Annotated in this window: 8 protein-coding genes; all 8 read right to left on the bottom strand. The window is 66.4% G+C overall.

What is annotated here, in order from left to right; genetic code table 11:
- Positions 1 to 22: 22 nt before the first annotated feature.
- On the bottom strand, positions 23 to 865 hold the full coding sequence (locus tag ARC78_RS02775) for an acid phosphatase (RefSeq protein WP_054658379.1): 843 nt from the start codon (positions 863 to 865) through the stop codon (positions 23 to 25).
- Between the two features lie 10 nt (positions 866 to 875).
- Complete coding sequence (locus ARC78_RS02770) at positions 876 to 1,835, bottom strand: transaldolase (RefSeq protein ID WP_057505679.1); 960 nt, start codon at positions 1,833 to 1,835, stop codon at positions 876 to 878.
- Between the two features lie 16 nt (positions 1,836 to 1,851).
- Positions 1,852 to 3,042, bottom strand: coding sequence for a CaiB/BaiF CoA transferase family protein (locus tag ARC78_RS02765; protein WP_054657287.1), 1,191 nt, complete (start codon positions 3,040 to 3,042; stop codon positions 1,852 to 1,854).
- Between the two features lie 161 nt (positions 3,043 to 3,203).
- Positions 3,204 to 5,060 (bottom strand): glycoside hydrolase family 127 protein, encoded by a 1,857-nt coding sequence (locus ARC78_RS02760; protein WP_083468371.1) that lies wholly within the window; start codon positions 5,058 to 5,060, stop codon positions 3,204 to 3,206.
- Entirely contained in the window at positions 5,057 to 7,246 is a 2,190-nt protein-coding gene (locus ARC78_RS02755; protein WP_241772638.1) for a formylglycine-generating enzyme family protein, read from the bottom strand. The genes ARC78_RS02760 and ARC78_RS02755 overlap by 4 nt, the downstream gene beginning before the upstream one ends.
- Positions 7,247 to 7,283: 37 nt before the next feature.
- Positions 7,284 to 8,237 (bottom strand): ribokinase, encoded by a 954-nt coding sequence (locus tag ARC78_RS02750; protein ID WP_054657288.1) that lies wholly within the window; start codon positions 8,235 to 8,237, stop codon positions 7,284 to 7,286.
- Positions 8,234 to 9,613 (bottom strand): serine hydrolase domain-containing protein, encoded by a 1,380-nt coding sequence (locus ARC78_RS02745; protein ID WP_054657290.1) that lies wholly within the window; start codon positions 9,611 to 9,613, stop codon positions 8,234 to 8,236. The genes ARC78_RS02750 and ARC78_RS02745 overlap by 4 nt, the downstream gene beginning before the upstream one ends.
- Positions 9,613 to 11,748 carry a TonB-dependent receptor gene (locus ARC78_RS02740; RefSeq protein ID WP_057505678.1) on the bottom strand — a complete coding sequence of 712 codons (2,136 nt, stop codon included), beginning with the start codon at positions 11,746 to 11,748 and terminating at the stop codon, positions 9,613 to 9,615. Before ARC78_RS02740 ends, ARC78_RS02745 begins: the two co-directional genes overlap by 1 nt.
- Positions 11,749 to 11,825: the final 77 nt, after the last annotated feature.

Here is an 11,825-nt window from a genome sequence, read left to right as displayed (position 1 = left end):
GGCAGCGAAACACCTAAAGAAATCAGTGCGCGGTAACCGGCAGCGGCTGCGCCAACGCGGCCGCCTCGGCCGCGCAGTTCGCAGGGGGAGCCGGATTGCGGGCGCGCAGTGCCGCCAGTTCGCTCCGCGCCGCGTCCATATCGGTGCGGAAGCGGGCATCGGCATGCAGACGGGCAACCACCGCCGAGCCCATCAAGCGGCCCGACAGCACATCGCTGTGCCAATGCACATTGCACACCAGCCGGCTTTCACCGTAGCTGCGGCCACGCGCCAGGATGGCGTCGATGCGATCAGGCGCCAGCTCGGCCAGGATCAGCGCCCACGCCCAGCCGATGGAGGTATGCCCGGAAGGGTAGGAACCGTTCTCGGCCAGACCGGCTTCCTTGTCCGGCGTGCAGGTGGACTCACCGTTGGCCACGAACGGACGGGTGCGGTTGTAGTGGTGCTTGGCGGCGTCGCTGACCACGGCGGCATCGGTGCGGGTACGCCGCAGCAGGCCGTACAGGCGCGGCGTGGTCTGTTCGCTGACGTCGGTGCCGATGGCGCAGGCGAAGATCGATGCCGCCGCCGGGAACTGCAGGTTGGCATCGGCAATGGCCTGCTCCCAACGCGGGGTGCCGCGCAGATTGCGGGCCAGGTTGACCTGCTCATCGAGCGCGAACGCGGCCGAGCCGGCTGCCGGTGGTGGTGGCAGCAGCGCGATGCTGTCGGGCAGCTGTGCTGTTTCCAGATAGCCCTGGGCAACGCCGGGGCGGATCTCCGGCACGCTGAAGGAAGACGCCGGGTCGGTGGCGCAGGCGCTACCCAGCGCGCACAGACCGAGGGCGATGATGCGGGAAAGCGGACCACGGATACGCAGGGACATGGCAATAACCTCAGGCAAGACGCAGGGCAATCATCTGCCGCAGCGCATTCAGATCTTTGGCGAAAGCATCAATACCGGTGGCCAGCTTTTCGGTGGCCATCGGATCGGCGGCCAGATCGGCGTCGAACCGGGCCTGGTCGATCGCGGCGGCATTCACCGCTTCCGCAGCACCAGCAACCAGCTTGCGCGGCAGCTCGCCGAAATCGGCGCCCAGCGTTTCCAGCAGGTCCGGCGAGATGGTCAGACGGTCGCAACCGGCCAGCGCCTCGATCTGTGCGGTGGAGCGGAACGAGGCGCCCATCACCACGGTCGGCGAGCCGCGGCGCTTGAACTCGGCGTAGACGCCGCGCACGAACTTCACGCCCGGGTCCTCGTCGATGCTGGCTGGGGTCTGGCCGTTGGCCACATACCAGTCCAGGATGCGGCCGACGAACGGTGAAATCAGGAACGCACCGGCTTCGGCGCAGGCCAGCGCCTGGGTCGGGTTGAAGATCAGGGTCAGGTTGCAGTCGATGCCCTCGGCCTGCAGCACGCGCGCGGCTTCCACCCCGGCCCAGGTCGCGGCGATCTTGATCAGCACCTTGCTGCGCGGCACGCCGGCCGCCTCGTACATGGCGATGAACTCGCGCGCCTTGGCAATCGTCGCTTCGGTGTTGTGCGCTTGGTCGGCATCGACCTCGGTGGAGACGCGGCCCGGCACGAGCTCGGCCAGCATCGTGCCCACGCCCACGGTCAGGCGGTCGACCACGGCGTTGGCAACAGCCTGCCTGTCACCGGACTGGGCCTGGCCCCACTGCAATTCGCGCTCGATCAGGCCCGCGTAGACCGGCAGGTCGAGGGCTTTCCTCACCAGCGTGGGGTTGGTGGTGCAGTCAACCGGCTGCAGGCGTTTGATCGCCTCGTAATCACCGGTATCGGCGACGACGATCGACAGTTCGCGCAGCTGGGCGAGTTTGGAGGGCGAGGTCATGCGGTGTTCCTTGCAGTCAATCGGCGGAAGGGGCATCGAGCAGCGCGCCCACGGCAGCGGTGTCCTGATCGAAGACGGGAGCGGCGAACGGTTGCGGGCCGGGCGTGCGGCCGAACACGATCGGGCGGGTAATACCGCGGTAGCTGCCCAGCAGCGGGTGCGGCAGCGAGGCGATCATGTCCTCGGCCAGCACCTGCGGGTGGTCGAACATGTCCTCGACCTTGCGCGCGGCCGCGCACGGCACCTCTTCGCCGAACAGTGCTTCCCATTCCAGCGCGCTGCGCGCGGCCAGTGCGGTATGCAGCTGCGACAGCAGTAGGCTGGCGTGTTCGGCGCGTTTGCGCACGGTGTCGTAGCGCGGGTCGCTGGCCAGTTCGGCCAACCCGGTCTTCTCGCACAGGGCCTGCCAGAACCGCGGTGTATTGGCCGAGACATAAAGATAGCCATCGGCGGTCGGGTGGATGCCGGTGACACCGCCCGAGCGCATGTCGCGCCCCACCACTTCGGGTTCACCCTCGGCCCAGATCATCCGCGCCGACTGCATGGTCAAGGCGCTGCGCAGCAACGACACGCCAACGAACTGGCCTTCGCCACTGCGCTCGCGCTCGTACAGCGCCGAGGACACCCCGGCGGCCACCAGCGCGGCGGCGTAGTAGTCCACCACCGAACCGTAGAGGATTTCCGGGGCGCCACCGGCCTTGCCCTGCATCATGCACATGCCGGTCATGGTCTGCAGCACCTGGTCGTATCCGGCCTTGTCTTTGAGCGGACCCTGCTCGCCGTACCCGGTGACCGAGCAATACACCAGCCGCGGATTGAGTTTGTGCAGGCTTTCAAAGTCGATGCCAAGACGGGCCGGAACGCTGGGGCGGAAGTTGTGCACCAGCACGTCGGCTTCGCGCACCAGCCGCATCAGTACTGCGCGCTGGTCGGACTGCTTGAGATCCAGCACCACCCCGCGCTTGGAACGGTTCACCCCCAGGAACGCGCGGCTTTCGGCTTCCAGCGTGGACGGGTACTGGCGCAGATTGTCGCCAACCGGTGGCTCCACCTTGATCACTTCCGCGCCCTGGTCGGCCAGCAGGGTGCAGCCGTACGGGCCGGCGATATAGGCGCTCAGGTCCAGTACGCGCACGCCGCTGAGCGGGCCGCGGGCACCATCGCGCCGGGCGATGTCGAACGGAGATGGGTTGTTGCTTGCTGACATGGGCTGCACTCGAATCCTTGATCGCAGTTTCCTCCGCGTGCACGGGAGGAAACATATCGTGCGGGTATTTTCAGCGAGGACAAAAAGCAGGGATCGCCTTGCCAACGCCTTCCTCTCAACCGCTGCCTGCACCCTGCAGGGGGCAGACGGTGGCAACAGCTTTATTGCGGTGCCAATGACAGCCACGTGAGGCGCCATGCACCGTGCTCACGTCCACCGCAGCGGTAGTACGGTGTGAACGCCAGCGGCGCGCGGCACTCCAGCTGCATTGTCACCGGCGCGCCTTCACCGTCGTCTCGGCCCACCTGCAGCCAGCGCGAGGGATCACCTTCCGGCAGCTTTATCGTTTCATCGGTCTTGAAGCCATCGATCAGCGTGGTCGCATAGACCAGCGGGCCGTAGCTCAGGCCGATGTACTCCCAGCGCAGTACTTCCTGTGCCACCGGCGAACCGTCCGGTGCACGCGATTCCTGCACATTGATGTTGGCGGCGCGGTGCAGCTGCGGCTGCATCGGCAGCTTCACGCTGACCAGATCACCGGCCTTCCATTGCCGCTGCAGCTGCACGTAGCCATCCGCGCCAACCTGTACCGGTACGTTGATGCCATTGACCTGGATGCGGGCGTCCTCGGCCCAGGCCGGGATGCGCAGGCCGATGCCGAAGCTGGCGCTGTGCTCGGGCGTCACCCGCAGGCTGATATCACCGTTGAACGGATAGCGGGTCTGCTGCTGCAGCACCACCTTGCCGGCATCTGCATGATGGAGCGTGGCTTCGCCGGCCCCGTACAGGTTTACCCGCAGCCCGCCATCAGCTGCAACGCCATAGGCGATCTGCGGCAGCTCTTCCACCGCCATTGCACCGGAGGATTTGCAGCAGCGCCAGTACGTGGTGTGCACGCGCTTGCCGTTGGGAAAGGTGTAGTAGCACCAGTCCTCACCGTTGGGTGCCATCGCGGCCAGCAGGTCGTTGTAGGCGGTACGCTCCAGCTCGTCGGCATAGCGGGCGTGGCCGCTGATGGCCAGCAGTTCACGGTTGAGCTGCATCCAGGCCAGTACCGAGCAGGTTTCCACATAGGCCTGCGGGAAGAACGTACGCGGTGCGTTGAACACCTCGCGCGAGCGATGCGCCACGCCGCCCCACGGGCCCCCGCCCAGGGTCAGGTGCTGCTCGCGGATGTTGTCCCACAGGTTGTCGATGGCCCGCTTGTAATCGGCGTTGCCGGTGGCCTTGTACAGCTTGGCCAGGCCCACCAGGTTCCACGACAGCTGGTAAGCCTTGCCGGTGGCGATGAAGGCCGCGTCTTCGTTGGCGATGCCCTTGTCGAGCAAGGCCAGGCGCGGATTGGCATTGGCCTGCTGCAGGATCTTCTCGGCCAGCGCCAGATAGCGTGGCTCGCCGGTGACCAGGTACAGGTCGGCAGCCGGGTCCAGCAACACCGTGGCCGACATGCCGTGATGGTTGCCCAGGGTGGTGATGTCGATGCCGCCGTCCAGGGTGTCCCAGCACAGGTCGGCAATGCGGCGCGCCGCCTGCAGGTAGGCGTCATCGCCCAGCGCACGCCAGGTCTCGATGAAGCCCAGCAGCAGGTAGCTGTGAGTCCACATGTCCCAGGTGCGCAGCGCCGGCTCGCCGTTCCAGCTCTCGGGCTTGGGCGGCTGCGGCACGGTGAAGCGGCGGTTTTCGGCGTAATTGCCCAGGTAGCCATCGGCATCCTGCTGGCTGATCAGCCAGTCGGCCACGCGGCGCAGGTTGGCTTCCAGCTGCGGCTGGCCGCCCTGGGCCACGGCACGGGCGGTGGCCGAGAGCCACTTGCCGGCGTGTTCGCCGTACCAGTCGCCTTCCTGGTTCTGCTGCTTGTGGGCCTGGCCGAAGATCGAGATCGACGGGCTGTTCTCGTCCACGATGAAGCTGGACAGGCGCCCGGACCGGTTGGCCGCGAGCATGTCGCCGAACACGCCCCCCAGCTGCACGGCGGCCGGGGCGATCAGCTGCTGGCTGAAGGTGATGGACGCGCTCATGCCGCATCCACCACGCAGCGGAAGCCGAGCATGCCGCTGCGGTCCTTGGCCGGGGCCATCAGCAGGTACTTGCCGTGCTGGTCCAAGCGGTAGGCCTGCGGGAAGTACCAGTGCGAGGTCTGCGGCTGGTAGCTTGATCCACCGCGCAGGATCGCCACGCGGGTGTGCTCGTCGCCAAATTCCTCGGTCCACTGCCAGACATGGCCGACCAGGTCTTCCACGCCGAACGGGCTTGCCGCCTGTGGGAAGCTGCCCACATCGTCAGCGGGGAGGATGCGGCGGCCACGGTTGATGCGCGGCACGCGGGTGTCATCCCAGTCGTTGCCCCACGGATAGCTGCGGCCGTCGGTGCCCTGCGCGGCGTACTGCCATTCCCATTCGTGCGGCAGGCGCTTGCCGGCCCAGGCGGCATAGGCGCGGGCATCTTCCAGCGAGACCCACACCACCGGCTTGTTCTCCCAGCCGGCGCGCGGCGCGCCATCGACCCAGTGGGCCAGGAAGTTGATGTTGTCGGCCGGTGCATAGCCGGTGGCATCGGTGAAGGCCTTGAACTGGGCATTGGTGACCAGGTGGCGGTCGATGTGGAACGGGGCGATGTCCATCACCTGGCGGTGGTGGCGGCGCGGCACCGATTCCCAGGGGTACTGCACGTCCTGGCCGGCCCAGTTGAAGCCTTCGATTTCCACACCGCCCACGGCAAACACGAACTCGCCGCCCGGCACGCTGACCATGCCTTCCGGTGCCGTGGCGGCCGGCGCGGTCGGGGCGATGTCCACGATCTGCTGCGGCAGCGCCTTCCAGGCGCCCGAATAGGCCGACAGCGGCTTGGCGTTGGCTTCAGCCGTCAAGGCAATGAAGTCGTCCAGACCGTCGACGTTGGTGCCAGTGGCTATGCTGAGCACGGCGCCGAAGCCGCGCGCTTCGATGTCGAAGGACAGGTAGGCCTTGCCATCACGTATCGCCGGGCTCAGCTCGCGGCCGTTCCAGACATCAAAGTAGCGGGTGCCGTCGACGTGATCGATGGCGATCTGCTCGCCGCACACGTCGTATTCGAAGCGGTTGATGAAGGTGCGCAGGGCCAGGCCCGCGACCGGGAACACGCTGGCGAAGATGCCGCCCTGCAGGCACACCTGGTACGGCGCCCAGTCCATGGCCACCACCAGCTGCGGGAACTGGCGGTAGATGCGGGCGATGCGGCGCAGGGTCTCGCCGTCACGGTCGGTGAACTGGTTCCAGATGCCCCAGATGTTTTCCCATGCGTTGTAGCCGATGCCGTTGAAGAAGCAGTACTGCAGGTCGTGGTTGCGGTTGCGGCCCCAGCGGTTCTCGTAGTTGACCATGTGGCGCGGTTCGAGCCACTTCCACTTGGACACCGGCGGCACCGGGCCGTCCGGGGCCTTCTTGCCCCAGCTCTGCACGTTCCAGATCAGCTGCTCTTCGGAGCTGATGGTCGATTCGGGCTGCACCACCACCGGGTTGCCACGGGCATCGCAGGCGTCGAAGAACGCACGCGGCACGCCGTTGAAGGTGTCACCGTTGATGCCGTCGGCACCGGTGTACTGGATGATTTCGGCCAGGCCGTCCCAGTGGGTCACACCCGGGTCGCGGGTGCCGTGATCCCAGGGCTTGGCCGGCAGGAACACCTTCACCCCACGGGCCTGGAAGGCCTGCACCGCGGCCTTCAGGCCATCGATGCCGCCGGGCAGGGTGTGGGCCAGGTCGAACTGGTTGCGGTCATCGATGCCGATGTTGGGGTAGATGTACCAGATCAGCACCGAATCCAGCCCGCCGAAGCGCGCCTCCAGGTCGTCCAGGTACTTGTCCACGGTGTACTGCGCGGTTTCCACGTCATAGAAGTAGCGGTCCTCGACCATCATCTGCGCATGGACGAAGTTGCGCTGCGCCCACTGCAGTTCCGGGCGACGGTAATTGACGTCGGTGTAGCCCAGACGCACCAGGTGCTCGGTGCGCCAGTCGCGCAGCTCGGTCAGCCAGTCGCCGGCCGAGGCATTGGCGTCGATCATCCAGCTGCCGATGTCGGCAAACGGCCAGGCCGGCGCCTTGCCCGGCGTGGGCAGGTAGCGGCCGGTGGTGACGTGGGAGAATTTGTACTCGGTGGTGACTGCCTCACGCCCGTGATCGGCTGCTTCATTGTCGTAGTCGGGGATCTGATAAGGCATGGTCATGGGCGAGGCATCCAGCAGGGAACGGAAAGAAAAAGCATCAAAGCGCGCACCATGCCGCGAGCGCGGCATGGGCGTCATCACCGGGTCGGCGGGTGCGGTCCGCCAGCAACGCGGCAACTTCGGAGAAGGTAGGAATGCTCGACTGCGCGCCCAGCCGGGTGCAGGTCAGCGCCGAAGCGGCACTGGCCATCAGCAGGGCATCTTGCAGCCGGGAATTGCGGGCCAGCGATGCGATCAACGCGCCGCAGAAGGTGTCGCCGGCAGCGGTGGTATCCAGCGGCTCGATCCGGAATGCCGGTTGCAGCAGGATCTGCCCGTCCACGCGTGCCAGGCACCCCCGTGCCCCCAGCGTCACGATCACGCATGGCACGTCCACGCGCGCCAGCCCGGTGGCCAGATCCGGAGGGTTGCCGGCCACCACCGCCAGTTCGCCCTCATTGACGATCAGCATGTCCAGCAGCGCCAGCAGCGCATCGGGCAGCGGTTGCGCGGGGGCCGCATTGAGCGCGACCTTGACCCCGGCCGCACGCGCGGCGCGTGCATAGGCGGTGACCGTGTCCAACGGTGTCTCCAGCTGGAGCAGCAGCCAGCCGATGCCGTCCAGCGCTGGCAGGTGTTCGGCGCGCAGTGCCATGTTGGCGCCGGGCGCGACGGTGATCGCGTTCTCGGCGTCGTCGGACAGACAGATGAAGGCGGTGCCGGTTGGCAATGCAGCGTCACGCACGGTGTGCAGCAGCACGCCGGCGTCATGCAGCGAAGCTTCAATCGGCCTGGCGAAGTCGTCCTGGCCCAGGGCGAGCAGCATCTGCGTGGCGGTGCCACCGGCGCGCGCGCAGGCCACCGCCTGATTGGCACCCTTGCCGCCAGGGAAGGTGCGGAACTCCCGGCCGAGCACGGTTTCACCCGGGGCCGGCACGTGCGAGGCACGTACGACGAAATCGAGATTGGCCGAGCCGGCGACGAGTACAGTGCGGGGCTGGATCTGGGTCATGGATGTATCGCCTCATCGACGAGGTTGTAGAACCGGGTACTGATGCGCGGCAGATCCTGTGCGCCGCCGGGGAGGTGCTGCAGCATCAGGATCGCGACCAGTTTTTTGCCCGGGTCGATCGTGTAATAGGTCGAGGCGGCACCGGACCAGCCGAACGCGCCGGGCGCGGCGGTGCGGCCTTTCAATGCCGGATCCAACAGCACCGAGCCGCCCAGACCGAAGCCCTCGGCATCGCTGAATTCGGTGACCGGCTTGGGCAGCGCGGTGTGCACCAGCTGGTTCTGCAGCATCAGCGCCACGGTATCGGCGCGGAGCAGGCGCACGCCATGGGACTGGCCGCCATCGAGCAGCATCTGCGCGAAACGGCCGTAGTCATCGGCGGTGGAGTACAGCCCGCCGGCGCCGCTGCGATAGGGCCGCAACGCGGTGCCGGGTGCACGTGCATGCGCTTCATCGGCCAGCACCAGCGTGGCGCCATCGCCCATCGTGGTCAGCTCGACCACCCGCGCGCGCTGTGCCAGCGGCACTTCAAAGCCAGTATCGAGCATGCCCAGCGGGGTGAAGATGCGTTGTTGCAGGAACTGCTCGAAGGGCATACCGGCGACTACTTCCACCAGTCGCGACAGGGTCTCGGTGGAGGTGCTGTCGTAGCGGAAGCGGGTGCCGGGTTCGGCGGCCAGTGGCACCTGGCTCAAGCGTGCGGCGTACTCGGCCAGCGTGTCCACCTCGCGCACCCGGTGCTGTTCCAGCAGCTGCGTCACCGCTTCGAACCCCTCGCCGCCGGCGGCGAAGCCGGCGGTGTGGGTGAGCAGATGACGCACGGTGAGGGTGCGGGTTGCCGGGCGCAGTTGCGGGGCGGCGGCGCTGCCGCCGGTGAACAGCTGCAGCTTGGAAAATTCGGGGAGGTGACGTGCCACCGGATCGTCCAGACCCAGCTTGCCCTCGTCCATCAACATCAGTGCCGCGACCGAGGCCACGGTCTTGGTCATCGAGTAGATGCGGAAGATGCTGTCACGGCGCATTGGCCGGGTATGTGCCAGATCCTGCCAGCCATAGCTGGCGGCATGCACGGTCTTTCCGTCGTGCAGGATCAGTGCGACCGCGCCGGGATAGCCGCGCTCGGCAGTTGCATCGCGCAGGAAGTCGTCGATTGCCGGCAGCGTTGGTGCCGCTGGCAGGGCCACCGGTGCCACTGGTAGCGCGGCGCTGCTGGGCGCGGTGGCGCAGGCCACCAGCGGCAATCCCGTCAAACAGAGCACGGCGCCCAGGGCCAGGCCCCAGGCACCGCGGTACAGCCACACCGCGTCACGCCGGCCACCGGGGCCGGCATGATCGCGATGACGGAGGCGCACGCCCCTGGCTGTGAGGTCGCTCATCAGAAGTTGATGTTATGCGACAGGGAGAACACGCGACCGCGACCGGCCATCCAGTCGTCGTTGCTGTTGCTGGCCTCGGAGGTGGTGAGGATGTACTGCTTGTTGAGCAGGTTCTCCACGCCCAGGGTCAGCTTGCCGAAACGGCCGGTGTCGTAGTTCATGCTCACATCGAGCAGGGTGCGCCCGGAGGTGTGTTCGGCGCCGCTCTTGCCCTGGTTGAGGGTGCGCGAGAGCAGGGTCATCGCGCCCAGGTTCAGATCAACCTGCGGTGCCAGGCGCCAGAACAGGTTCACACCGATCTTGTCCGGACTGACATCGTTGGCGCCCATGCGCTTGTCCAGCGGCCCGTTCTTGGTGAACCAGGTCTTGCCGACGATGTGCGAGTACATCGCATTGACCTTCAGGTCATCGCTGAAGTCGTAGCTGCCGCTGAACTCGATGCCGTTGATCTTGACCGGGCCGCGGTTCATGACGAAATCGCCGGTGACCGGATCGGTGCTCAGCGACACACCGAAGTCCGAGTCGCTGCGGTAGTAGGAGCCACTGAATGTGGCGTTGCCGGTGCGCCAGTTGAAGCCGATTTCCCGGTTCTCGACGATGATCGCCTGCAGATCGAGGATGCCGCTGACGCTCTGACCCGGCTTGTTGATGTTGCGCAGCGGAATACCGACGTTGGGCAGGCTGAAGCCTTCCGAATAGGAGGCATAGGCCGACAGCTGGTCGGTGAAGCGATAGACCACGCCGAGGTTGGGCAGATCGGCCTTGTAGTCCAGCTTGCCGCCTTCCACGAACACGCGCTTGTTGTAGTAGGTGGTGGTGTAGCTGTCCACGCTCAACTTGCCGTCTTCCTGGCGCAGGCCGCCACTGACCGTCAACGGGCCGATGTCCCACGACAGCTGGGCATACGGCGCGGTGCTGGTGTACTCCATCGGCGGTACCCACACGCGCTGCGTCAGTGCCAGCCGCTGGTCGGTGAGGTCCTTGACCACGTCCACACCGGCACGCAGTTCCAGCCCTTCAACGCCGAACAGCTCGCCACGGGTCCACGAGGTGCGCACGCCGCGCTTTTCCGAATTGACTTCGGACTGGTCGACCAGCTGGCCGAGCGGTGCGAACAGCGGGTCCTGCTTGTCCGAGCCGTTCTCGGCCGGATAGCGCATCGCCTGATCGGCGCGGTAGGCGTCGGCGAGCAGGGTGCCGCCGAAGAAATCGGCGTGGCTGTAGGACAGCGAGAACTGGTTGAAATTGTTGAACTCGGTCTTGGCGCCCAGCGGGGTGCCGGCGATCGAGGTCGAGGTGACATTGTTGGCACGGTCACCGTTGATGCCGGTGTAGTTGCCCTTGCCGGTCAGGTTGAAGCGGCTGAGCGTGGCCTGCAGGCGCTGCATGTCCGCTTCGCCGAAGTTGGTGCCCACTTTCAGGAACAGGTTCTTGGACTCGGAATCGTTGATCGTGCCTGAGCCGCGCATGCCGATCTTGCGGCCCTTGGCGTCATAGGCCATGCCACGGTCCACGAACGAGGTGGACAGCAGCAGGTCGTAGGCGTCCTCCTTGTGGCCGAAGGTCAGGCCGACCTTCCAGCCCTCGCTGTCGTCGCGGCCTTGGCTGCTGTAGCGGGTACTGACGTTGGTGTGGCTGCCTTCTTCCGGTGTCTTGGAAATGTAGTTGATGATGCCGCCCGCCGCGCCCACGCCTTCCGCCGCGGAGGGGCCGTTGACCACTTCGATGCGGCCGATCACGCCCAGGTCGGTGAAGCTGCCGGCACGGTTGGTCTCACGCAGCGGCGAGGTCTGCGGAATGCCGTCGAACAGGCGCAGCGCGATGCGGCCGCGCAGGGTTTCACCGGAGTTGGTCAGTGCCTGGGTCGATTCGGAGTAGCCGGGAATCGTGCGCGTCAGTACCGCGGTGGCGTCCTCGGTCAGACTCAGCGAATTGTTCAACTCCTGCAGACTGATGATGCTGACTGCGCCCGGGATGCGGTCCACCGCCTTGGGCGCACGGGTGCCGGTGACAATGACGTTGTCCAGCGTGGTGGCGCTGGGTTTGTCGCGATCTGCCACTGTGGTGTCCTGTGCGTGTGCGTTTGCCGACAGCAGCAAGGCCAGGGTTATGCTCGATGACAACAGGTTCTTCATGGTGCGCTCTCTCTCCAAAACGCGGTGGTGGTGCGGCTGGCGCCAACGGGGCGCGCGAAAAAAAAAGCGCCACCAAA

The organism is Stenotrophomonas pictorum JCM 9942 (assembly GCF_001431585.1).
GTDB lineage: Bacteria > Pseudomonadota > Gammaproteobacteria > Xanthomonadales > Xanthomonadaceae > Stenotrophomonas > Stenotrophomonas pictorum.
The sequence above is the reverse complement of the archived record's forward strand: the minus strand, read 5'-3'. Positions and strand labels throughout refer to the sequence as shown.

Excerpts from the sequence above, each read along its gene's own strand:
- ARC78_RS02775 (WP_054658379.1), bottom strand. The coding sequence starts at position 865 with ATGTCCCTGCGTATCCGTGGTCCGCTTTCCCGCATCATCGCCCTCGGT.
- ARC78_RS02770 (WP_057505679.1), bottom strand. The coding sequence starts at position 1,835 with ATGACCTCGCCCTCCAAACTCGCCCAGCTGCGCGAACTGTCGATCGTC.
- ARC78_RS02765 (WP_054657287.1), bottom strand. The coding sequence starts at position 3,042 with ATGTCAGCAAGCAACAACCCATCTCCGTTCGACATCGCCCGGCGCGAT.
- ARC78_RS02760 (WP_083468371.1), bottom strand. The coding sequence starts at position 5,060 with ATGAGCGCGTCCATCACCTTCAGCCAGCAGCTGATCGCCCCGGCCGCC.
- ARC78_RS02755 (WP_241772638.1), bottom strand. The coding sequence starts at position 7,246 with ATGACCATGCCTTATCAGATCCCCGACTACGACAATGAAGCAGCCGAT.
- ARC78_RS02750 (WP_054657288.1), bottom strand. The coding sequence starts at position 8,237 with ATGACCCAGATCCAGCCCCGCACTGTACTCGTCGCCGGCTCGGCCAAT.
- ARC78_RS02745 (WP_054657290.1), bottom strand. The coding sequence starts at position 9,613 with ATGAGCGACCTCACAGCCAGGGGCGTGCGCCTCCGTCATCGCGATCAT.
- ARC78_RS02740 (WP_057505678.1), bottom strand. The coding sequence starts at position 11,748 with ATGAAGAACCTGTTGTCATCGAGCATAACCCTGGCCTTGCTGCTGTCG.